17 protein-coding genes are annotated in these 23,886 nt (G+C 35.9%); 12 read left to right on the top strand and 5 right to left on the bottom strand.

Features of this window, described 5'->3' with window-relative positions; genetic code table 11:
* The first annotated feature begins 826 nt into the window (after nt 1-826).
* On the top strand, nt 827-2,263 hold the full coding sequence (locus F6K15_RS03905; RefSeq protein WP_293057288.1) for a DUF2252 domain-containing protein: 1,437 nt from the start codon (nt 827-829) through the stop codon (nt 2,261-2,263).
* A 1,346-nt stretch (nt 2,264-3,609) separates the two neighbouring features.
* Here the strand turns inward: F6K15_RS03905 and F6K15_RS03900 are convergent.
* On the bottom strand, nt 3,610-3,861 hold the full coding sequence (locus F6K15_RS03900; RefSeq protein ID WP_293057286.1) for a hypothetical protein: 252 nt from the start codon (nt 3,859-3,861) through the stop codon (nt 3,610-3,612).
* A gap of 11 nt (nt 3,862-3,872) precedes the next feature.
* Entirely contained in the window at nt 3,873-4,259 is a 387-nt protein-coding gene (locus F6K15_RS03895; protein ID WP_293057284.1) for a hypothetical protein, read from the bottom strand.
* A 135-nt stretch (nt 4,260-4,394) separates the two neighbouring features.
* Here F6K15_RS03895 and ispG point away from each other — a divergent pair, with 135 nt between their 5' ends.
* Entirely contained in the window at nt 4,395-5,615 is a 1,221-nt protein-coding gene (ispG, locus tag F6K15_RS03890; RefSeq protein WP_293057281.1) for a (E)-4-hydroxy-3-methylbut-2-enyl-diphosphate synthase, read from the top strand.
* 1,298 nt (nt 5,616-6,913) lie between these two features.
* Nucleotides 6,914-8,215 carry a carboxyl-terminal processing protease CtpC gene (ctpC, locus tag F6K15_RS03885; RefSeq protein ID WP_293057278.1) on the top strand — a complete coding sequence of 434 codons (1,302 nt, stop codon included), beginning with the start codon at nt 6,914-6,916 and terminating at the stop codon, nt 8,213-8,215.
* A gap of 17 nt (nt 8,216-8,232) precedes the next feature.
* Here ctpC and F6K15_RS03880 read toward each other — a convergent pair whose 3' ends face one another.
* Nucleotides 8,233-8,424, bottom strand: coding sequence for a DDE transposase family protein (locus F6K15_RS03880; RefSeq protein WP_293057275.1), 192 nt, complete (start codon nt 8,422-8,424; stop codon nt 8,233-8,235).
* A 537-nt stretch (nt 8,425-8,961) separates the two neighbouring features.
* Between F6K15_RS03880 and F6K15_RS03875 the strand changes: the two genes are divergently transcribed.
* The 7 genes from F6K15_RS03875 to F6K15_RS38070 all read left to right on the top strand — a co-directional run bounded on the left by F6K15_RS03875 (nt 8,962) and on the right by F6K15_RS38070 (nt 14,612).
* Entirely contained in the window at nt 8,962-10,728 is a 1,767-nt protein-coding gene (locus F6K15_RS03875) for an iron uptake porin (protein ID WP_293057272.1), read from the top strand.
* A 17-nt stretch (nt 10,729-10,745) separates the two neighbouring features.
* Nucleotides 10,746-11,612 carry an amino acid ABC transporter substrate-binding protein gene (locus F6K15_RS03870; protein WP_293057269.1) on the top strand — a complete coding sequence of 289 codons (867 nt, stop codon included), beginning with the start codon at nt 10,746-10,748 and terminating at the stop codon, nt 11,610-11,612.
* A gap of 648 nt (nt 11,613-12,260) precedes the next feature.
* Entirely contained in the window at nt 12,261-12,560 is a 300-nt protein-coding gene (locus tag F6K15_RS03865) for a hypothetical protein (RefSeq protein WP_293057266.1), read from the top strand.
* Between the two features lie 294 nt (nt 12,561-12,854).
* On the top strand, nt 12,855-13,223 hold the full coding sequence (locus F6K15_RS03860) for a hypothetical protein (protein WP_293057263.1): 369 nt from the start codon (nt 12,855-12,857) through the stop codon (nt 13,221-13,223).
* A gap of 78 nt (nt 13,224-13,301) precedes the next feature.
* Nucleotides 13,302-13,610, top strand: coding sequence for a helix-turn-helix domain-containing protein (locus tag F6K15_RS38080; RefSeq protein ID WP_363267219.1), 309 nt, complete (start codon nt 13,302-13,304; stop codon nt 13,608-13,610).
* Between the two features lie 578 nt (nt 13,611-14,188).
* Entirely contained in the window at nt 14,189-14,344 is a 156-nt protein-coding gene (locus F6K15_RS38075) for a hypothetical protein (protein WP_363267252.1), read from the top strand.
* Nucleotides 14,301-14,612: a transposase gene (locus F6K15_RS38070; protein WP_363267217.1), complete on the top strand. Its 312-nt coding sequence runs from the start codon at nt 14,301-14,303 to the stop codon at nt 14,610-14,612. Before F6K15_RS38075 ends, F6K15_RS38070 begins: the two co-directional genes overlap by 44 nt.
* On the opposite strand, the gene F6K15_RS03850 is transcribed toward F6K15_RS38070, so the two are convergent.
* Together F6K15_RS03850 and F6K15_RS03845 are read right to left on the bottom strand one after the other, a co-directional pair.
* On the bottom strand, nt 14,593-15,600 hold the full coding sequence (locus F6K15_RS03850; protein ID WP_293057260.1) for a glutathione S-transferase family protein: 1,008 nt from the start codon (nt 15,598-15,600) through the stop codon (nt 14,593-14,595). The two genes, F6K15_RS38070 and F6K15_RS03850, sit on opposite strands and share 20 nt — an antisense overlap.
* A 470-nt stretch (nt 15,601-16,070) precedes the next feature.
* Entirely contained in the window at nt 16,071-16,538 is a 468-nt protein-coding gene (locus F6K15_RS03845) for a tetratricopeptide repeat protein (RefSeq protein ID WP_293057257.1), read from the bottom strand.
* Between the two features lie 1,101 nt (nt 16,539-17,639).
* Here F6K15_RS03845 and F6K15_RS03840 point away from each other — a divergent pair.
* Both F6K15_RS03840 and F6K15_RS03835 read left to right on the top strand, forming a co-directional pair.
* A complete protein-coding gene (locus F6K15_RS03840; protein ID WP_293057254.1) occupies nt 17,640-19,469 on the top strand; it encodes an efflux RND transporter periplasmic adaptor subunit in 1,830 nt (609 codons plus the stop codon).
* Between the two features lie 554 nt (nt 19,470-20,023).
* On the top strand, nt 20,024-23,419 hold the full coding sequence (locus F6K15_RS03835) for an efflux RND transporter permease subunit (protein ID WP_293057251.1): 3,396 nt from the start codon (nt 20,024-20,026) through the stop codon (nt 23,417-23,419).
* The last annotated feature ends 467 nt before the right edge of the window (nt 23,420-23,886 follow it).

Below are 23,886 nucleotides of genomic sequence, written 5' to 3'. Positions count from 1 at the left end.
AATTCCAACAAGTTTGTAGACACCGCTGATGACGCGCGTGAGTATTAAACCCATAAGGAAAAAAATAAAATTTAAGAGAAGGTAGACAAAGAATTAGTAATAATACTAATTTATCAAAATAATTGGGTCGCGCAACCCCGCCTTTTAAGGCGAAATATTTTTGAAGCCTTGCTCAAATCCTCGTTACAGAAATAACTTCTAACTTCTAACTTCTGACTTATGACTTCTGACTTCGTTAAAATTCCCCTTAAATGATGTGAATAGAGAATTAAAATGTTTGAGGAAATAGGAAGCAGTTTCAGGTAATTAGCTAGTTTTGGGGAGAAGCAAAAATGACGATTTAGTTTTCCAATAATAGTTGGGAAGTAGTAATTATTGTCAGATTTGTAAAAGCCTCAAAAATAGACAGAATAAAGTCTGAAATTTTTACCACTATTTCCTATTTCCCGATTCTAAGATATTTTCTTGATCACGGGTGCATCTCAATTTTGAATAAAGCCAAAAATTTATCGCTTTTAGGTAACAGGCAACAGCTCCGGAAAGCAACAGGGAATAGGGAATAAGGAATAGGGAATATATAGGAAAAAAGTATTTTTGCTTGGTATGAGATGCACCCTTTATAACTGCGTCGAATATTACTAAATAAGAAGAATAGGCCGCAAAAAAAACTTCAGTATTTGACGAAAAGAAAGTTTGTCAAAAATTTATTTCCTTGTGCCCTTTGTAATTTTACCAATCCAATAGCTGCCCTATCTGCCTTGTCATCACAATAATTTTTAATGCCAGCTAACTTATATAATTAAATGTAACTCAAATTACTCTCATAATGATTAATCAATTAACTAATACAATCAGAAATAGCCTCATAGTAATAACTATCCTAATTATTATAAATTGGTTATTGCTATCTTCTAATACTTTAGCTCAACCCATTGATAATAGTCGGCGTGAACAAAAAGTATTGCAATCCATTGAATTAAATACAGATTTAATTTTAGAAAATGCAAATCCTGTAGAAAAACAACAGTTTAAAAATGAAAAATATGCTCAAATGCAAGATTCAGAATTTGCATTCTATAGAGCAACAAATCATTTATTTTGGCAAGATTTTGCTAATGATAGTAGACTCAGTAAATTTGGTAATGCTAATACAAAAACTTGGATTTTAGGAGATTGTCATGTTGATAATTTTGGTGCTTATAATAACGACAAAGGAGAAATTATCTTCGATATGAATGATTTTGACGAATCAATTATTGCTGATTATCAATATGATTTGTGGCGTTTAGCAGTCAGTATTATTTTAGTGGCGAATGATTCTACCCTATCTAATTCTGAACAAGAAGAAGTCATTGATAGTTTTAGTGAAACTTATCTAGATACCTTAGCTTCTTATGTAGGAAATGATGAAGAAACTAAAATATATTTTACAGAAACTAATACTAAAGGAGAGGTAAAAAAAACCATAGAAAAAGCCGAGCAAAAAACACGACAAGGAATGTTAGCAAAATGGACTAAAGTCATAGATAATCAAAGAATGTTTGATTTTTCCAGTGAAAACTTAGGTCTTGCCACTGATGCTAAAAATGCTATTGAATCAGGAATTATAGATTATGGTAAAACCCTTTCCGGCAAGCTAAATTATGACCCAGAATATTTTAAAGTTAAAGATGTTGCCCAAAGATTAAATGCAGGTTTAGGTTCCTTAGGAACACCACGTTATTATGTATTAATAGAAGGGAAAACCGATGCTTTAGATGATGACCATATCCTAGATATTAAACATCAGTTTCAACCTACACCTACTTATGAATTATTCAGCTTATATGACCGCATTAATTATCAGAAAATATTTAATAATAGTGCCCAACGCCATGTTCTAGCTTATAAAGCATTGATTAAAGACGCTGATGATTTTTTAGGATGGATAAAACTTGTGGATAATAATCCTATTGATGGAGATTTTTCTGGTGATTATTCTGTGAGAGAAATATCTCCCTATAAAAAATCTCTCAAAATTCAAAACTTAACAGATAAAAATAGTTTTATAGAAGTTGCTCAACAATGGGGAAAAATTCTGGCTACCGATCATGCTAGAGCAGATAAAGATTTTGATAAAAAATTAGTTTCTACTTCCTTTGAAAAACAAGTCAAAAAAATTACTGATGGCAAGCATCAAGAATTTAGAGAATTAGTGCGTGAAATAGCCTTTAAATATGCAGAACAAGTTGAAGTTGATTATGATAATTTTGTAACTGAATAAATAGGGAATAAAGAGAGTAGGGAGTATGAGAGTGGGGGAGTGGGGAAGTAGGTTCCCTACTCCTAACCCCTCCCAGGAGAGGGAGTAAAGATATGAATAATTAACATTAACTGAGCTGCTAATTAGCAAAAAAGTTATTCTGCTATTTTTAATTACTTAATAACTGAAGTATTACCTAAATTAAGCATTAATAAATGGGAATTGGTATCAACTTTTGAGTTTATCTAGATATGTTTTTGACTAAATTCCCGATATAGTTTTTTGCTCTGGAATGTAGATACTAAGTGCTACGAAATAGGAAATAGGGAATATTAAACGAGGGAAAACAGCATTAAATAGGCTTTGCTGAAAAAAGCAGAGTGTGGGGAGGGTGGGAAGTGTGAGGAAACAGAGAAAGTAGGAGGAATAATTGTACCTGTATCTTTACTGTACTTGTCTGCCTTTTATCCTAACTTTTTGGTCACTCAAGCTTAAAAATTTGCACTTTTTTTCGCTCCAAAAAAGCACTTACCTTTATTGATAAGTGCTTTTATATTTAATCAGCAAACCCTAAATAGTAGTAAATATAAGAATATAAGTTACTATAACGGCGCACTTTTTTGATCATAAAAAAAAATTAATCTATATTTACATTTTAAATAAAAACACTATAGTTATCAAAAAGTCATAACTTTTACAAAATAATTAAATTTTAAAGTCTCTCCTTCTCAGAATAAAAAAGAGACAAAAATAACTTGAATTGACTCTTCTCTTTAAAAGAGAAGTAATTATTATAGGACTTACGAATTACAACACATTTTTGTCATTCCAACCCACAGGGAAACAATCTCACACTCAAATCCTAGTTTTTCCTGCCTCATCGTTCAGCAATTAACAATTAACAATTAACAATTAATAATTACCTATTCTTAAAAGAAGAGGATTGACTAAAAGGATTTTTTTTATTTTATCCCTTTAAAAGGGGAGGCTTTAAACCTGAATTGTTGAATAAATAATTATTAACTATCAACTCTTAATTATTCATTATTAATTATTCATTATTCGGCAAGTACTGTATTAATTATTGAATATTAGCCATGAATATAAATTCATTACGATATTTGAGTCTTAATGTTTTGCTTATAAATGTTCTATAATACCAATTTTAAAAAAGAATATTACGAATAATAAGTGCGGTTAAAAGACAAGTTCAGGAAGTTTTCCTTTGACAAAAAAGAGAATTTACGACCTAAAAACTGTTATTGAAGCAATTCCCATACGACTCCTGAGGACTGACTCCTAAGAAATAGCCTAGCTATTTGCACCAAACATTTATAAAATCGGTATAATACTTAATATCACTATCATTATTCCTCTAATTCTTGCGTTACTTTTCTCTCTTTTCTCCTTCTTTGAATAATTTTCAGTGCCGAAGCTGCTCCAGCACTTATTGCAGCAGCTCCTAATATTAGAGTTGATGAATCTATTACTCCTATCCCCGTTCCAATTAGAGATACTGTAACCATTGCTGTACTCGCTATTGTTGTAGAAGTATTTTCATTTTCTCTGCTAAATGCTGCTTCATTTTTTTGATAACTGTCATTAGGTTCTTCTTTCATAACTAAAATTGTCACCTCTTAATTCCAAACACAAATAAAGTCATTAATCCTATACCTATTATATTAGAAAAGAAAATCAACCAAAAAGATTCTTCTCTGGGTGTTGTATCTTGCCATTCTTGATGCAAACTTAAAACATAGATAAAAAGCCCAAAAGATATCGTAATAAATAGTCCTGCTTTTTGCACTTCATCAGCATTAATATTAGAGTCAAATAATAGTGTTAAACCTCCAGAAATAGAAGATAACGTAAGTTCTATTCCCCAAAAGAAATCTTGTCTTTCCCAACCTCTCCCTCTTGCTAATTTCTTGGCAATAGAACCTATAAATATAATTACTAAAGGAATAAATAGAGCCTCAAATAAAAGGTCTAAACTAACATTGTTGATATTTACCACTTGCTTTTTTTTAACCTCCAGATGACTTTTAATTTTCGACTCTTGACTAATAAGATTGACAAATTATATGGCAATCTAAAATATAGGAAAAAATATATTACTCAACTTTTCTCTACAGAAGTATAAAAGTACATTATGCAAACCCTACCAAACCCAACCAAAACTCCAGCAAATCAACCTGCCTTTGACACAACTATCCATCGGCGAAAAACCCGTCCAGTCAAAGTCGGTGATGTAACTATAGGTGGTGGTCATCCAGTCGTAGTCCAGTCAATGATCAATGAAGATACCCTTGACATTGACGGTTCCGTAGCTGCCATTCGTCGTTTACACGAAATTGGTTGCGAAATAGTCCGCGTTACCGTTCCCAGTATGGCCCATGCCAAATCCTTAGCAGAGATTAAACAGAAATTAACAGAGACCTACAAACCCGTACCACTGGTAGCTGACGTTCACCATAACGGTATGAAAATTGCCCTAGAAGTTGCCAAACACGTTGATAAAGTCAGGATTAATCCTGGTTTATATGTATTCGAGAAACCTCAATCTGGCAGAAACGAATATACTGAAGCAGAATTTGAGGAAATAGGTAAAAAAATCCGCGAAACTCTCGAACCATTGGTAATTTCTTTACGAGACCAAAATAAAGCCATGCGAATTGGAGTTAACCATGGCTCCTTAGCAGAAAGAATGTTATTTACTTATGGAGATACCCCAGAAGGCATGGTAGAATCTGCCCTGGAATTTCTCAAAATTTGTGAATCTTTAGACTACTACAACTTGGTAATTTCTCTAAAGGCATCGCGGGTACCAGTAATGCTTGCTGCTTACCGATTAATGGTAAAACGGATGGATGAATTAGGTATGGCCTATCCTCTTCATTTGGGTGTAACTGAAGCAGGTGATGGAGAATATGGTCGGATTAAGTCTACTGCTGGTATAGGTACACTTTTAGCAGATGGAATAGGGGATACAATTCGCGTATCTTTAACTGAAGCACCCGAAAAAGAGATTCCAGTTTGCTACAGCATTCTCCAAGCCTTGGGTCTGCGGAAAACAATGGTAGAATATGTGGCCTGTCCCTCCTGTGGCCGAACTCTATTTAATCTAGAAAATGTTCTGCATCAAGTGCGAGAGGCGACAAAACACTTAACAGGATTGGACATTGCTGTTATGGGTTGTATTGTCAATGGCCCTGGAGAAATGGCAGATGCAGATTATGGTTATGTAGGTAAGCAACCAGGTTATATTTCTTTATATCGTGGACGGGAAGAAATTAAAAAAGTCCCTGAGTCTCAAGGTGTTGAAGAATTAATTAATTTAATTCAAGCTGATGGGCGTTGGGTAGAACCTTAGTCTATAATTAACGTTTAATTGGGAGTGTATTTTTAATTACACTCCTTGGTTATAAATTCCTAATGAAGTTTGAGGTATAAAATTCTTTTATTTTAGGGAGTAGGAAGTAGGGAGTAGGGAGTAGAAAAGAAGAAAAATAACTGTACCTCAGTAATTTGATAAACGCTATAAATTAACAACTGTTATAGATGGAGCTTTTATTTTTTTGCTATGAGGAATCTAATAAGAATCTAAATTAGTTAATTTGGATACAGATAAAATATCATAAATGTTGGCAATAAATATACTATTTTTCTTAATTAGAAAAGCTGATAATTGATAGATGAGAGTGAGACTAATATTATTATTAGCAGAGATAGTTAAAAATAATATGTAAGTATTCAGCCGTCAGCTATCATCCATCAGCTATTGCTTTTATCTCAAACTAAAAGCTTTACTAATTGAGTCAAAATTTATAACTATAAAAGCTGGCTGAAACAGTCTATATTTATTCAAACCCCCTCATAAGAGCTGAGAGCTGACAGCTAATAGCTGTTTGCGCAGCATTCCGCAGGAAATGCTTACAAAAATATTCAATAACTGTAGAAGTAAATTCTAACTTTAATATACCTCAAAAAATGGTTAATACTAAATGTTAGATTAAAGATAGTAAACAAAAATAATTATAGATTGCACTTATACTAATACTAGAAAAATCAACATTTATAGCAGTTTTAATTAGGGCTTGCTGATTAAATATAAAAGTATTTACAGATCAAAGTTTTAGTCTTTTTTTTGTCTTTAAAAAGTGCCTGGTTTTCAGATCTTCACGCTCAAAAAGGAGCGTATTTTAGACTCATAGTTGGGCAGAAAAATCATTCTTACAATTCTTGCTCCTACCTTCTCGCTCATTCCCATTTCTCCCCTCCTGGAACGGGTTAAGGGTGGGTTTTCTCCTGTTTACTACCCTCACCACCCATCAGACTTTTTCAGCAAACCCTAATTAACATAGAATACAGAAATTATGGCTTAAAGGCAGCCATGTAGAAGGCATAAATTTTGTAATCTACCTTGATGGAAACCGCTATAATCTCAATAAAAATATTTTTTTTTAGACATACACCATAAAAACAAAATACAAAATAAAGTATTTCCTTTAAATATCCTAAATTTATAGATGAGGATTTACCTGATTCCCTTTTCTTTATCTTAATTTTTAAATCTCAAACAACCTAATTATAAGGATTATATTACTTATGCTAAATTAGGCATAATAGTAGTGATGTAGTAATTATTGTTTAAATTAATTCAACAAAAAAATGGTTATAGCAAAACGTGGGCTAATTCTTGGTGCAACAGCATTAATGTTAACAGGCGTTACTGTCATAGGCGCTGGTATTCATCTTTCCTCTCAAGCATCATTAAATAATAACGACCCTAAAGAATTAATCGACCAAGTTTGGCAAATTATTGATAAAACTTATGTTGATGGTACTTTCAATCAAGTAGACTGGAAAGCTACTCGCACTGAATATCTCGATCAAACTTATACAACTGATGAAGAAGCTTATGATGCAATTAGGGAAATGCTAGAAAAGCTAGGAGACCCTTATACCCGCTTCATGGACCCGGAAGAGTTTAAAAATATGCAAATTGACACTTCTGGAGAACTCACAGGTGTAGGTATTCAACTAACCCAAGACCAGGATACAAAAAAATTAGTAGTAATTTCACCAATAGAAGATACTCCGGCCTTTGAAGCAGGTATTCAAGCTAAAGATATTATTAGCAAAATAGATGGTCAAAGTACTGAAGGGATGGATATAAATCAGGCAGTAAGTTTGATCCGTGGTCCTATCGGTTCTCAAGTAACTCTAACCATTAAACGAGAAGGTCAGGAAATAGACTTTCCTATTACTAGAGCAAAAATTGAAATTCATCCCGTAAAGTATTCTCAGAAAGAAAGTTCTCTGGGTAAAGTTGGTTATATCCGCTTAAATCAGTTTAGTGCTAATGCTGCTGGTGAAATGCGAGAGGCCATAGATGAGTTAGAGACTCAGAATGTATCGGGTTATATTTTAGATTTACGTTCTAATCCTGGTGGCTTACTTTATGCTAGCGTAGAAATTGCTCGGATGTGGCTCGAACGTGGAGATATTGTTTCTACTGTAAACCGTAGTGGTGTTACCGATCGCCAGAAGGCTACTAATAGGTCTTTGACAGATAAACCATTAGTGATTATGGTGGATGGGGGTTCGGCAAGTGCAAGTGAGATTCTTTCTGGTGCTCTACAGGATAATAAACGGGCGACATTAGTAGGTACTAAGACATTTGGTAAAGGGTTGGTGCAGTCCGTGCGTGGTGTGGGTAAAGGTGCAGGGTTAGCAGTGACGATCGCTAAATATTTCACTCCCAGCGGTCGCGATATTAACCATGAGGGAATTAAGCCAGATGTAGAAATTTCTCTGACAGATGAACAAAAAGAGGCTTTGCGGAAAAGTCGGGATAAAATAGGTACTCTTGACGATCCTCAATATGCAAAAGCATTGGAAATTTTGAATCAAGAGATTGCAAAAGTCCAGAATAATAAAGCTCAGTCAACAAACAAAAAAGTAGATTGATAAATTAATTCTATTAGTTATTGTGGTTGACATTTTCCGGCTCGAATCAATCCTACACGACGGGCGATCGCTTCTTCCACAGTATTAAATGGACCCCATGTTTCTATAATGTTGGGGTCTTTTTTTTGTTCGACTTGTGTACTAGACAAAATTTCACAGTTTTTTTCTGGTTTCTTGACAATATAGTATTTTTGTGATGAATCATTCATTATTGAAGAAGGCAGCTATGCTGAAGGCAGAAGGAAAAATTGCTTATGGATAGTCTTCGATACGCCACTGAGTGTCTCATAACCCCAAACAATTTTCAATACTTCCGTTGATGCTGGGGAATTAACCCGCAAAAGAAAAAATAATTGGTAATTGGTAATAATTTAGAGAGTATTTATACCATGTCCAGATAATTAAGCTTAATCAAAATTTGGCGTTGCATAAATGCGCTTGGGATTTTAATAGTTTTGTGGAATGGGTATCTTGCCTGTTCCTGATATTTTCACCGCAGGCAAGATACCCGCTTATATTCATTCCTCCCCTCAGCAATGCTCAAAATTTTCTTTCTATTGAAGGGTTATTGAAGGAATATCCCAAATTTATGCTTCGTTTCCAGTGTTAGGTATTGAATTTACACCTACGATTTACCACCTAACACCTACAGCCTAATAAAGATAAATATTTACTTAATAATGTTACAAACCATATTAACATAATAGTGCTTTTTGTACTTCCAGTAAAATCATCAAACTAAAAATATGGGACGTAAGTTTTATGGTGTAGTATTTCCATTAATTTTAGGCATAGGATTTGTCTTATCTATTACCCCAAGTAGTAAAGCTCAGAAACAACAATCAAGTGAAGGTCTTGACCAAACTGCTAAAATTTTAGACAAAATAGAGGAATACAACCCACTCAAGCAACCTCCACAGAAATCGAAACCACTTGAAGAATTAGACCAAAAAAAAACAAATATTGTTACAGACAAAAAAGACGATACTTTAGGACAAATAGAACAATACAATCAACTCGATCGCCCTCCCGAAATACCACCCTCCCTAGAACGAGTTAACTCTGTCAATCAACTTAGTGATGTTCTACCCACAGATTGGGCCTATAGTGCCTTACAAGGATTAGCAGAACGCTACGGTTGTTTATTGGCCTCCCCAAATAGTACATTTGGTGGAAATAGAGCCATCAGTCGTTATGAGTTTGCTGCTAATCTCAACGAATGTTTAGAAGTTATTCAAAGTCTAATTGAAGAATTCGGTGAAGGTTATATTAGTCAAGAAGACTTAGCTAAAAGTCAACGATTACAAGCAGATTTTGCCGTCGAAATAGCCGATACTAAATCCCGCCTTAATGCCCTAGAAACACGGACAGATATTCTCGAAGCTAATCAGTTTTCTACCACAACATTACTAAAAGGGCAAGTAACTATGGCCCTTTATGATGCTTTCGGTAACGATGGAGAAGATGGCGCTACCGTGAGTGCTGATGATAGCCAACTGGGGTTTGGTCATGCCTTGACATTTAACTTTGATACCAGTTTTACAGGTAGAGACTTCCTCAGAACGAGGATCAGAGCTGGAGATCTCCCTGGAGTAAATACAGGTACTGCTATGACCTTCTTGAACTCAGGTTCCCCACCTAACGACATAGCACGACTGACAGAGGTATACTATATTTTTCCCCTCAATAACGAAATGAGTCTTTATATAGGAGCTGCTGGACTTGACTTCGATTTAATGGCTCCTGCTCTTAATCCTAAATTAATCAGTGGTAGTATAGGAAGTTTGGCTTTGTATCCAGCTTACAACCCTACTATATACATCCAAGTAGGGGGTGCTGGTTTAGGTTATAGTTATCAAATTAACGATAACTTCAGGTTAGATTTGGCCTATCTCGGAGGTGGTCCTGGTGGTGGTACAGGTAGAGTCAATGATCCGAATGAAGGTGGTGGAATTTTTAATGGTACAAACAGTGCTTATGCTCAATTAACAGTCTCACCAACCCTAGATTTTGATTTTTCTTTTGCTTATGTAAGAGCGTATTATACGGCGGATTTAGTTAATGTAGCAGGTTTTACAGGTAGCCAAAATGCTCAACGGCCTTTTGGTAGGGTGGCAACTTCAGCAGACCATTTTGGATTTCAAACTAGCTATCGGTGGGCACCGTTTACTATTTCTGGTTGGGTTGGTTACAGTAATGCTGAAGCAGAAGCAGGGGAGCGCGAAGGGGATGAAGCTGATATTTGGCATTGGGCAGTAACAGTAGCCATAAATGACTTAGTATTTGAGAATGGAATGTTAGGTCTTTCGGTTGGTCAACAGCCAAAAGTGACTGATATTGACAATGGTGAAGATGACCCAGATACCTCCATACAATTTCAAATTTTCTACAGTTATCGAATTTCAAATAATATAGATATAACATCTGGTTTTTTCGTGGAAACACAACCAGAACATAATGATAAAAATGACCCAATTTTGGTATTTGTAACTCGCAGCGTTTGGAGATTTTAATCTTAAAACTAACAATTATGAACTTGAAACTGAAAATTATTATTGCTTCATCCCTAGCATTTTTGGGGATTATTTTTCCGCAAAAAATTAGTCACTCACAAACACAAGAAACAATTATTAGAAAAGAGCAGATAGTAGTAGGAGTTAGGGAAGATTCCTATTGGTTTGGTTCCAGGAATGATAAGGGAGAACGGGAAGGATATTGTATAGATATTGCCTATGCATTACGTGAACGTCTCAGTGCTAATCAACTTGAGCCAATTAGGGTAAGATTTGTGACATCAACTGTCCAAAGTCGTTGGGATATGGTAAAAAGTGGTATGGTAGATTTGGAGTGTGGCCCTAATACTATTAGTGCCGAACGTGAAGAAAAACATGGTATTAATTTTTCTGCACCTTTTTTTATCACGGCAACACAAGTTTTAGCTCAAAGAGGCAGTATAGAAGAAGATGTAAATGCAGGTAATGCCATAGTTGGTGTAGTTAGGAATACTACCAATGAAAGCGATTTAAAGAGTGCTTATCCTGAAGAACAAATTGAGGATAAATTTTTAACTAGAGAACAAGGTATTAAAGCTTTGGCGGATGGTGAAGTTAGTGGTTTTGCTAGTGATGGAACTCTTTTGTTAGGTGTGGCATTGAGCATGAACCTAGATATGGAAAATGATTATACTTTTGTTACTATCAATCAGGAAGATGGTCGTCCATTTTGTGCAGGTTATGGGTTCATACTTCCTGGAGGGGAAGAAAATTCTAGTTGGCAAAAGTATATTAATGACTTTCTTGCTAACGATAAAAAAGCTGAAAGAATTAGACAAGAATGGTTGCTGGAAGAGATAAGTGAGAATAGTCAGATGCTTTATGATGCTTGTACTCAGGAATAGGGAATAGGGAGTAGGGAGTAGGGAGTAGGGAGTAGGAAGTGGGGAGTAGGGAATTTCTTTCCTTTCCTTGAAGTCAAAAATCAAAAGTAAAAAGTAAGATCATTGTCATCTAAATATGAATTATAAATATTCACCCTAAACACTACTTGTTCCTTAACTATTGATAGAACTATTTTCTACTCCCTAATACCATTTATTTTCATTCTGGAATTTTATTTTAATCCTAGTTTATAAGAATTTAATCTATTACTAATTAGCCAATTAAATTCATGAATAAACGTATAATACGATTACTACCAGTAACTGTATTTTTAGTAATTATCATACTTGTATGGCTACTATTAGCTTGGATTCCAGAAGACAATTTTAATCAAAAACTTTCACTACGAATTCTCGGATCATTGAACTCTGTTTTATTAGGCATAATTACTGCCTATATAGTTAAAATTCTTCCTATAACAAAAAATTACACAAACCCGAATGTCCAAGTTAACAAACGACACAACTCACCAAACATATTCTTTATAGGTAAAGATACAAAACTCATATCACAACTCACATCACCCCTGGGTAATATATATTGTTGGACTTTTATTTTCTGCAAGCATTCTTTTTTTGATGCCCCTTATAAATTATTCTGATTACATAATGTATATAGTAGATAATTCAGGAAGCATGGGGGAATGTGAGTCTTATAATACAATCACAGGATGCGAAACTCGAGATAACCCAAAAGAATACCCTATAAACAAATTAAAGCAAAGCTTATCTAAAAAATTTAAAGATAAAAGTCTAGGATCTGAAGAAATTCCAAATCAAACACAAAATATTCTTCTTGAAAAGATAGTTGGAAGAAAAATTCAAACAGGATTAGTTGAAGTTGGAGGAGAATCTGGTAGAGGTGAATGTAATGCTCGAACTCTTCAAGAACCTCAACTTAATAACTAAACAAAATTAGCTAGTGCCGTAGAAGATGAAATAGTTCCCAATGATAGCGGACTGACAGCATTGGTAAAAGGACTTGAAAAAGCTAAACATGAAATTACAGAAGATACAAAAAAAATTTTGAATTTCAGTTCCTCAAATAACATTATATTTTTCACAGACGGGGACTAAGAAAATTGCCAAAAAGATGAAAGTTTTTGTGAAGCAGTTAAGAATGATATACCTAAAAATTTTAATATTAAACTAAATATTGTTACAACAGAAAAACCTAGCTGCAACTCATTTGAATGCTCTATTTTGAAAGACTATTCATGTGAAGTTGTCACAGATTTTTCCTATGAAAATATTTCTCCAAAAATTGATAAAATAGAAAAAAAAATAGTTGTTGAAAATATCAATAGAACAGAAAGTAAAATACCTCTTTTACCACAAAATATTAATTTGATAGCTAATTCAATAATTGTTTTTTGCTCTATAATTATCTTATTTGCAATAAGCAGCTTTTCACGGTTTAACTTTTCATGGATTATCAAAAAAACTAAAGATGCCTATTTATGGCTTAATGGTATAGAATTCGCATTCAGAATACGTTTATTGCCTACTATTATTAGATTTGCATTATTTGCACTCATTATCGCTCTTGCCACCATAATTTTAGGAAAGTAAAAAGCCCTTAAAAGTTATAAACATTGCTTTTGAAAAAATTGTATTATGATGTTGCTATCACCCCGGAAATTTTCCACCATGCGGACTGCCTACCAATATAAATTAAGACCCAACAAAGAGCAAATAGCCACAATAGAAATGTGGTTAGAATTGTTGCGTCGGCAGTACAACTATAGGTTAAGTGAGCGGTTCTCATGGTGGTCAGAAAACCGTTATCCAGTTAACGCCTGCACCTTAGTGATGCCAATTCCTCAACTAAGAGATAATCCAAATTATTACTCTCAAAAACGAGATTTGGTCAATACCAAAGACAAGTTTTCTGAGTACAAGCTGATTCATTCTCAAGTATTACCGCGATTGCATAAAACGGGTAAAACTTGCCTTTGATAGATGGTTTAAAGCAGACAAAAATGGACATAAATTAGGAAAGCCAAGGTTTAAAGGAAAAGGGCGTTATCGTAGTCTTACTTATCCTCAAATCAAACAAAACTGTATTGAAGAAAATCAAATTAATTTGCCAAAAATAGGCAAGATAAAGTTGATTCAACATCGGCCGTTACCTGATGGTTTTCACTCTTAAACAGTAACAATTAGTCGTAAAGCTGACGGTTATTATGTAACTTTATCCCTAGAAGAAAAATCAGTTCCAGCTTTAATAACTGAAGTTAAACCTACATTAAAAAACACTCTGGGAATTGATATGGGACTGAAGGAATTCTTAGTAACAAGTGAAGGAGAATTTGTCCCTATTCCTCAATACTATCGAAAATCTCAGCAGCGATTAAAAACTTTGCAAAAACGTTGATATCGAAAGAAAAAAGGAAGTAAAAGGAGGCTCAAGGCTGTTAAAGCTGTAGCGAAACAACATAAAAAGATTGCTGATAAACGTAAAGATTTCCACTTTAAAACAGCCAATGAATTGTTATCAAAAGCTGAGGTTATCGCCCATGTAGACGCGGAGCGGCGTGCCGGAGGCAAACTTAAATATCAAAGGGCAAGCATTGACCCGTTTGAGTAAATCAATTAATGATGCTGGATGGGGCAAATTCCTATCTATTTTGACTGTTAAAGCTGGAAATGCTGGAGGTGAAAACCATAGGAGTGAACCCCAAAAATACTAGCCAAGATTGCTCAAATTGTGGAGAAAAAGTCGATAAAGAATTAAACATACGAACCCATTCTTGTCCGCACTGCGGTACAGTAATAGACCGCGATGTGAACGTGGCGATAAATATAAAAAATAGGGCGGTAGGGCATTCTGTTATTAGAGCTTTGTGGAACCCGACGGGATACCGGGGCAACGAAACGAGAAGCCCACACTATAGCATCAGCTTAGTGTGGGAGATGTCACAACGGTGGGATCATAGTTTCAGAACGGTGGGATCATAGTTTCAGGAGCTTCTGTGGAGACACCTATTGATGCGCGGTTATGTGGAGAATCTAAATCTATCTCCGGACCAATAGGTACAATTTTAGTAGGATTAACATTTGGATGACTCATGTAATAATGTCGTTTAATATGGTCAAAATTACAAGTTTCTTTTATCCCTGGATATTGATAAATATCTTTCAGATAATTCCAGAGATTTGGATAATCCCAAATATGACGTAAATTACACTTGAAATGAACATAATAAACAACATCGAAACGAAGCAAAGTAGTAAACATACAAATATCAGCTTCAGTTAAGCGATCGCCACACAAATAACGTTGTTTTGATAATATATTTTCCCAATAATCTAAAGCAGCAAATAAATCTTTTACTCCTTCTTCATAAGCTAATTGAGAACCTGCAAAACCCGCTCGATAAACACCATTATTAATTGGCTGGTAAATAGTATCAAGAGTTTTTTCAATAGTATCTTTTAAATCTTCAGGACACAAATTCAGGTCATTTTTAGCAATACCATTAAACTCAGTATCAAACATCCGAATAATTTCACGGGATTCATTATTAACAATAGTATTTTTTTTCTTATCCCAAAGTACAGGTACCGTAACTCTCCCACTATAATTAGCATCAGCCTTCAGATAAACTTGCCAAAGATAATTAGTATGATTAATAGTATCAGGAATACATCCCGATTCAGAATCAGAAAATTCCCAACTATTTTGGTCAATTACTGCCCCTACAACTGACAACCCAATAGCATCTTCTAATCCTTTTAACTTGCGCATAATAGCAGTTCGATGTGCCCAAGGACAAGCCCAAGAAATGTATAGATGATAACGTCCTGTTTCTGCCTTAAACCCACTAGAATTATCTGCTGTAATTTTATTCCTAAATGTGGTATTGGGGCGAATAAATCTACCTTGAGAATCTTCTTGTTCTCGTTTAGATACCCATTTTCCATCAATTAAAATACCTAATCCCATGATTACCCCCTCAAAAAATAAAATACTTGTTGAATAACTATCATACTATTTGGGGGTGGGGAGTAGGGGATTCAACAATTAATAATTAATAATTAAATAATTCGCGCTTTGAAGCCTCCCCGTTTAAGGGGAAAAAAGCGGTCGAGGGATGGCGATCTTCGGAGCGGCTCTGATAAGAGCGGGTCTCGGAGCCATATCCATGAGACCAAGAGAAGAAATAATATTTCCTTATATTTAATTCCGTAGCGGTTAAAACCCGAGGTAATTATCAATTATCCATTATCAATTATCCATTAATGAAGTCTGCTTTGGAGATGTTTTTATGTCCAATCAAACAGATTTGATATAACTCCTAAAAAAGCTAAATTATATAGCTTAAAGAATGGGTTGGTTAGGACATAGACTGATAGATAAACCTGAGACAGGGAAATATTTTTCCCACTGTTGCCAGATGAGCTGTTGCCTATTCCCTATTCCCTATAACTTTTGACTTTTAACTTCCGCGTAGTGGCACTAGCTTCTTTTCTAGCCTTTAATAACTCCAAATTTTTTTTCAAAATCACCATAGCATCTTGATTTTTTTGTTCTATATATAATTCTCCAGCTTGCAATAAATTTTCTACACTTTGATCATCTTGACGTAGATTAGCAAAAGCCAAACCCCGATTATGATAAGCTTCAGCAATAGTTGAATTATTTTTGAGAGCTTCAGTAAATTTATTTATTGCCTGTTGATAATTGCCTTTTTGATAAGCCTCACATCCTTGTTGAAAATTTACTTCTGCCTCTGATGGTATTGGTGAAGATGTTGAGATAAATTCTGTAAAGAGGACAGAAATACTACCTTTTCCACGATAAGCATATATCATAGCACCAATACCAATGCCACTTATCAATCCAAAAAAGAGTAACCAAGTCAAAAAATTTGCGGTTTCCATATATTAATATAGTTCTAATAGTTCTAAGTCAATTGAGTAATCACTATTCAAGATTTAAACATCAAGTTATTGATGATTATAGCAATCCTAATTTAAGTTGTAATATTTGTAAGCATTCAGCTATTAGCTGTCAGCTTTTCGGTGCGGAATGCTGCGCAAACAGCAACAAGACTTTCTCATATAGGACAGTGTTTAAATTAATATAGACTTTAAGAGCAAGGGAGACAACTTTTATAGTAAGACAATTAGTCAAGCTTCTATCCTAAATTAAAATCAATAGCTGTTAACGTAGTTCCTCCGGAGGAGGCTAACTGATGGCTGACGGCTGAATGCTTACTAATATTTTGGTGGCAATTAGGAGTCAGGAGGACCGAGTCATAATTTTAAAGGTTTTCATTTAAAATTAACTATTATAAAAATTTTCACAACCAATGCGCGGATTGCTATAAGTAATTTTTCCCAGAAAAAATGGTTTAAATTATAGGGTTTTTATCTAAGATGTGGAGACCAAGTGTTATGAAAAAGGTATGGAGGGAATATTCAATAATGGATAATGGATAATTGATAATTACCTCTCCCTAAAAACGGATAGGATTGAATAAAAGGAAAATTTTTTCTCTGTTGGTCTCATGGATATGGTGAGGTCTCCTCGCCATCCCACCCTACGGGAAAGCTGCGCTTTTTCCTGACGGAATGCTCCGCAAACATGTCGCGTAGCAAAACGACTGCTTGTTTCTCCACGGCGAGTAAGAGGATTTTTACCTTAATTATTCGGTAAAGGAGGTAAAACAGCATTAAATAGTAGCAAACACAAAAATATAAGGTAATAAATTTATTAGTAACATTATTTTTGAATGCATGGTATTAGCGAGCAAAAACTTCCTTCTTTTTTCCTCCTGAGTCCTGAGTCCTGAGTCCTGAGTTCTGAGTTCTGACTCCTCCATGGTATTAACGATAGAACTCCGTTCCGCTGACGCAAACGAAAACTTCCTTCTTTTTTCCTCCTGAGTTCTGAGTTCTGAGTTCTGAGTCCTCCATTGACATAATTTCATCATATTACTTAAATCAACAGCAAGCTAGAATTGAGAAGATAATTTACCAGTGAACCTTATACCAATGGATAGCAAATTAGTCAACCAGGCTAGATATTGGCCTTTGCTGTTATCTGCCCTTCTATTAAGCTCCTGTGAAGGTGGAACACCACCAGCAGTAGCACCGCCACCTACTGCCGTCGAAATAGCCAGAGTCGATCAAACTCAAGTTGCAGACAGCACAGAGTATATCGCAACAGTAGAAGGAAAAGAAAGAGCAACTATTACACCAAGAGTTAGTGGACAAGTAAGCCAAGTATTTGTATCATTGGGTAATAGAGTTCAAAAAGGAGACCCCATACTGCAAATAGATCCTTCTCAACAACAGGCAGTTCTTGATAGTAATATTGCTCAGATAAGTTCAGCTCAGGCACAATTGGATAGTGCAGAATCTCAACTAAGAGCCTTGAGGGACGATAGAAGAGAACTAATAGCACAAAGAGACTTAAACTCTGAAAGAGCTAACTTAGAAAATGCTGAAGCGAACCTCCGGAGGGAACGTCAGGAACTAAATAGATTACTAGCTGAATTTGGTTTTCTGTCTGAAGAAGCTAATTTAGAAAATACTCAAGCAACTCTCAGGTCAGAGCGCCAGGAACTAAATAGATTACTAGCTGAATCAAGTTCTTTATCGGAAGAAGCACAATTAGAAGATGCCGAAGCAGCTTTACGAGCACAGAGAGCTGAAAAAGAAAGAAGAGAAGCAACTTTAGAATACCAAAAAATTGAACAAGTAAGATTTTCTACCCTGTATGAAGAAGGAGCTGTTCCTAAAGAAAGGTTTGACCAAGCTACCCGCGATATCAGACAAGCTGAAGCTGAAATAGATGCTATAGAACAAGAAATTGATGCTGCAAAAGCACGAGTAGAAAGTGCCAAAAAAGATTTACAAAGGCGTACAAGTACATTAGATGCTCAAATAGCAGCTCAAAAAGAAGTTATAGATGCTGCTAAAGCACAGGTAGAAAGTGCTAAAAAAGATTTACAAAGGCGTACAAGTACATTAGATGCTCAAATAGCAGCTCAAAAAGAAGTTATAGATGCTACTAAGGCACAGGTAGAAAGTGCTAAAAAAGATTTGCAGCGTCGTATTGAAACATTAGATGCTCAAATAGCAGCTCAAGATGAACAAATTTCCTCTCAGGAAAGTCAGGTAGTTCAAGCTCGCGGTCAACTACAACAAACTCAGGCAAATGCAGTGGCAGAACAAGTAGTATTACAATATTACAATATTCTTGCTCCGATTAGTGGGGTGGTGGGAAATGTACGACCGAAAGTAGGTGATTATGTGGATAGTCAAACTCAACTAACTACTATTCAGGACAATAATACTTTAGAAGCTAATATTAATATTCCTATAGACCGACTGCCTGAAATTAGACTGGGTACACGAGTTGAGTTACTAAGTCAACAGAGGGGTGAGTTAATTGGTAGCAGTAGGGTATCTTTTATATCTCCAGATGCAGGTCAAGGAACTCAGACTGTTTTAGTCAAAGCAATATATGATAATGCGGAAAAGAGACTGCAGACCAACCAACAGGTAAGAGCAAGAGTTATCTGGGAAGAAAAACAAGGATTAACTGTTCCGGTTACCTCTGTCAGACGGATCGGAGATCAAGCTTTTGTTTTTGTTGCAGAAGAGAAAATCATGGATGGTGAGAAAAAGTTGGTTGCAACTCAAAAACCTGTGAAGTTGGGAAGCATTCAAGGTCAAGCTTATCAAGTAATTGAGGGATTGAAAGGCACTGACAAAATAGTTGTTTCAGGTGTGGTCAAACTCCGGAATGGTATACCTATTGCTGATGATTCTGAGTTGGGCAACCCCACTGTGGGGGAGTAGGGGAGATGGGGGGATGGGGGGATTGAAGTAATTATAGAACCTGTTTGGTATCTCTAAAAATTTAGGCGTACGCTCTTATTACTTGACTTAAGCATGTATCTTTATCCTCAAAAGACATCTCCAATCATTAAAAATCAAATCAATTATCGTAGAGTATGTCATCAATTATTTCCCTCTACTCCCTACTCCCCTCCTGGGAGGGGCTAGGGGTGGGTCCCTACTCCCTCTTTTCTGGAGAGAGCTAAAAGATACGGTTGGTTCTATAGAATTATAAATATCAGGACTTACTCGGCATTAAAATAAAATATCTTATGTCTTTTAACCATATTCCCTACTCCCTTGTAACTAAATTTGAGAGCTTGAGAATATCTTAAGCTAAAGTCAGAAGTTAAATTATTACTGTACTCATAACTGATATAGCAATGTGCGCTGGCATATTTACAAATTGCAGGAATTGTCCAATAGCTAAAATCTGATAATATAAGATTTTTATTCCCCCTATTGCCTGTTACCTATTGCCTGCGCGCAGCCCTATAACTGATAACTGATTAATTATGCTTTTAAGTATTGCTGATACGTTTATAAAACGGCCTGTCTTAACGACAGTTTGTACAATCATAATTATATTAGCGGGGGCAATTTCAATTCCATTGTTGCCCATTGCCCAATTACCACAATTAGCTAATACCGAAATTCAAGTATCATCAACCTATATTGGAGCTGATGCTCAAACCACAGAAAATACCGTAACCACAATTTTAGAAAGAGAAATTAACGGTGTGGAAGACATGAAATATATGTATTCCAATACCAGTAATAGTGGTCAGACAAGTATTAATATTGTGTTCCCTAATGATGTAGACCGAGACACCGCTCAGGTTAATGTTCAAAACCGAGTTTCTCAAGCAGAAGCTTCTTTACCAGATTTAGTCAGACAAACAGGTATTACTGTAGAAGCTGCATCTCCTAATATTCTCTTAGTAATTGCCACTTACTCAGAAAAAGATGAAAATGGCAACTTTTACTACAGTCCTGACTTTATGAGTAACTATATCGATCTGAATGTCTTAGATCAAATTAAGCGTATTCCTGGAGTTGGTCAGGCAACAATTTTAGGGGAACGGAAATATGCCATGCGTATTTGGCTTAACCCCCAGAAAATGGCAGTTCGTGAATTAACAGCTCAGGATGTAGTCAATGCTTTGCGAGAACAAAATATTCAGGTGGGAGCAGGTAAAATTGGTCAAAACCCAGCGCCACCAGATTTAGTTTATGAAATTCCTCTGCAAGCTATTGGTAGGTTAAAAAATGCCCAAGAATTTGAAGATTTAGTGCTGAAAGTAGATGAAAATGGTACTTTGGTTAAGGTTAGAGATATTGGTAGAGCTGAACTTGGAGCGGAAAATTACGATCTAGTTACCACATATAATGGAGACCCGACTACGGGTTTAGCAATTTATCAACTTCCCGGTAGTAATGCTCTAGAAACAGCAAATCAAATCAAAGCTACAATGGCAGACCTCAGTGAGAGTTTTCCTCCCGGATTACAATATAGCGTTGCTTACGATACAACCTTATTCGTGGAAGTATCACTGCAAGAGGTAGTTATTACTCTACTCCAAGCTGTAGGGTTAGTGGTTTTGATTATCTTTATTTTTTTACAAGATTGGCGAGCTACTTTAATTCCAGCGATCGCTATTCCTGTAGCTTTAATTGGCGCAATGGCGGGTTTGAAAATTTTGAATTTTGAAATTAATACTCTGACTTTGTTTGCTTGTACTTTGGCATCAGGTCTGGTGGTGGATGATGCGATCGTGATTGTGGAGGCAGTCTCTAGTAAAATTGAACAAGGAATGAAGGCAAGACAAGCAGCATTGGATGCCATGGAGGAACTCACTGGAGCAACGATCGCTACTTCCTTAGTATTGATGGCTGTGTTTATTCCGGTTTCATTCTTCCCAGGAACAACAGGAGTAATTTACAAACAGTTTGCTTTGACTATTGCTTTTGCTGTTGCCTGTTCAACTTTTAATGCTCTGACTTTCTCTCCTAGTATATCTGGTTTGTTACTACGTCCAAAACAAGAAGCTACTGGACTCTTGGGATGGATATTTGATACCTTTAACCGAGGTTTTGGTTGGTTACAAGACAAATACGGTAAATTAGTCAGCTTTCTCACTCGCATTAATATCATTGTCATGGGGATTTTTATTGCGGGTCTAGTTGCAACTGTTTGGATGTATGGTTTAGTTCCTGGTGGGTTTGTTCCCGAAGAAGACCAAGGTTATTTTATTGTAATTTATCAAGCTCCTGACGGAGTTTCCCTCAATTATAATGCTGATGCAGCAGCCAAAATTCAACAGGAAATTGAGGAGATTGACGAAATCAAATCTTCTTTTGGTGTTGCAGGGTTTGGTTTTGATGGTCTCAACCCTAGTCAAGGGGTATTTTTCGTCTTACTTAAACCTTGGGAAGAACGAACTTTACCAGAGCAGTCTGTTTATGGCATCACCAGAAGATTAAATGGAGCGTTGCAAGGAATAAAAGAAGTAAACGCTTTTGCTGTGAATGCCCCACCAGTACCAGGACTAGGTAGTACAGGAGGTTTTGAGTTTCAGTTGCAAGACCGCAGTGGAAATTTGCCTATTCAAGCATTGCTAGATAATGGTAATAGATTAATTGGAGCAGCTTATTCCCCAGAATATCCTAGTTTACAAGGTGTTTACAGTCAATTTAGCGCTAATAAGCCTCAGAAGCAAATTGAAGTTTTACGCGATCGCGCTAAGGCATTAAATGTGAATGTTAATGATATATTTTCTACCTTACAAATTTATTTCGGTTCGTCTTATGTGAATGATTTTGTGTTAGGGCAACGCCAGTATCGGGTTTATGTTCAAGCAGAACCTGAGTTTCGTTCTAAACCTGATGATATTAATCAATTGTATGTCCGCTCTGTTGATGGTGAGATGATTCCCCTGGGAAGTTTAGTCACAATTAAAGATTTTGTTGGACCGGAGATTATTACTCACTATAATATTTTCCGTTCCATGAAAATTCAAGGAGGAGCTGCTCCTGGTTATAGTACTGGACAAGCGATCGCTGCTATGGAGCAAGCTTCGGAAGAATTGTTAGACCCTGGTTTTGGTTATGCTTGGCAGGGTAGTGCTTTAGAGGAAAAGTCTTCTGGTGGTGCTGCACCGATTATTTTTGGCTTGGGTTTTGTGATGGTGTTTTTGGTACTAGCAGCACAATACGAGAGTTACATCGACCCTTTAATTATTATGCTCTCGGTACCACTGGCGGTATTAGGTGCTTTGGTAGCAATTTGGTTTCGGTCGAATATACTTATGGCTGGTTCTGTTTGGCCAGTGGTGACAAATGATATCTATGCTCAGGTTGCCTTAGTGATGTTGATTGGTTTGGCTTCCAAGAACTCAATTTTGATTGTAGAATTTGCTAACCAGTTAAGGGATAAGGGTGTAAATATTACTAAGGCAGCGGTTACAGCAGCAGAGCAACGTTTTCGACCAATTCAGATGACGGCAATCTCCAGTTTGATTGGTTTTATGCCTCTAGTTATTGCTACTGGGGCAGGTTCGGGTAGTCGTTGGTCTCTTGGTACTGCAATATTTGGGGGAATGTTGTTTGGTACCCTTTTGAGTTTGTTGATTACTCCTAATTTATATATTGCTGTTAAAAATTTGGAGGGATGGCTGTTGAAGGGTGAAAAACCTAAGAAGTCAGAGCGACCTGATTTGTCAAATTATGATGATGCTCATTCTCATGGATATGAATCTGTTGATGATGGTATCAAAGATAGCGATCGTGAGCACACTGTCACTGCAAATGGTTCCAATGGTTCATCTGAAAATCAAGCTAATTCTACAGAAAATACTACCTCTGATTCTGATATTGATGAGGTTGTCAGACAGAAGCCACCTCAAAGTTAGATCGAGATAGGATTATTGCAGAAGGAAGAGGGAAAAATAGCGAAATAATCTCTCAATTCTTAAAATTGTTTCGCTAATATACCTCCATTTTACTATCCAAGTCTTTGATCTCATGTCCGGTAGCATCGTATAGAGTATGATAACTATTGTCCAATAGTTGTGAGCGCTATATATAGCGTATATGCGTAAGTCCTAATGACAACACTTTTCTACAAATAGCAACTACTTTATACAATTTTCATTCAACAGTTAATCACCCCTACTACTCCCAGGAGGCAGGGTCAATTTATTGTCACCCTTAGAAAAATTGTATCCTTTGAAATTTCGTACATCTTGCTAGGGTGTGTCATCAATTAAAAAATTGACAAAATGGATATAGTATGCTTTATGGAAATGGCGATCGCTATGCTAATAATAATGACTGAGGCTGCCTGTAGGAATTCCTCCGGTGAAAGTTAACCGAACGT

Source organism: Okeania sp. SIO2B3, from assembly GCF_010672525.1.
Taxonomy (GTDB): Bacteria; Cyanobacteriota; Cyanobacteriia; order Cyanobacteriales; family Microcoleaceae; genus Okeania.
The sequence above is the reverse complement of the archived record's forward strand: the minus strand, read 5'-3'. Positions and strand labels throughout refer to the sequence as shown.

Bases quoted from the DNA above. Each gene is read 5' to 3' on its own strand.
- F6K15_RS03905 (WP_293057288.1), top strand. From the start codon at position 827: ATGATTAATCAATTAACTAATACAATCAGAAATAGCCTCATAGTAATA.
- F6K15_RS03900 (WP_293057286.1), bottom strand. From the start codon at position 3,861: ATGAAAGAAGAACCTAATGACAGTTATCAAAAAAATGAAGCAGCATTT.
- ispG (WP_293057281.1), top strand. From the start codon at position 4,395: ATGCAAACCCTACCAAACCCAACCAAAACTCCAGCAAATCAACCTGCC.
- ctpC (WP_293057278.1), top strand. From the start codon at position 6,914: ATGGTTATAGCAAAACGTGGGCTAATTCTTGGTGCAACAGCATTAATG.
- F6K15_RS03880 (WP_293057275.1), bottom strand. From the start codon at position 8,424: ATGAATGATTCATCACAAAAATACTATATTGTCAAGAAACCAGAAAAA.
- F6K15_RS03875 (WP_293057272.1), top strand. From the start codon at position 8,962: ATGGGACGTAAGTTTTATGGTGTAGTATTTCCATTAATTTTAGGCATA.
- F6K15_RS03870 (WP_293057269.1), top strand. From the start codon at position 10,746: ATGAACTTGAAACTGAAAATTATTATTGCTTCATCCCTAGCATTTTTG.
- F6K15_RS03865 (WP_293057266.1), top strand. From the start codon at position 12,261: ATGTATATAGTAGATAATTCAGGAAGCATGGGGGAATGTGAGTCTTAT.
- F6K15_RS38080 (WP_363267219.1), top strand. From the start codon at position 13,302: ATGCGGACTGCCTACCAATATAAATTAAGACCCAACAAAGAGCAAATA.
- F6K15_RS38070 (WP_363267217.1), top strand. From the start codon at position 14,301: ATGCTGGAGGTGAAAACCATAGGAGTGAACCCCAAAAATACTAGCCAA.
- F6K15_RS03850 (WP_293057260.1), bottom strand. From the start codon at position 15,600: ATGGGATTAGGTATTTTAATTGATGGAAAATGGGTATCTAAACGAGAA.
- F6K15_RS03845 (WP_293057257.1), bottom strand. From the start codon at position 16,538: ATGGAAACCGCAAATTTTTTGACTTGGTTACTCTTTTTTGGATTGATA.
- F6K15_RS03835 (WP_293057251.1), top strand. From the start codon at position 20,024: ATGCTTTTAAGTATTGCTGATACGTTTATAAAACGGCCTGTCTTAACG.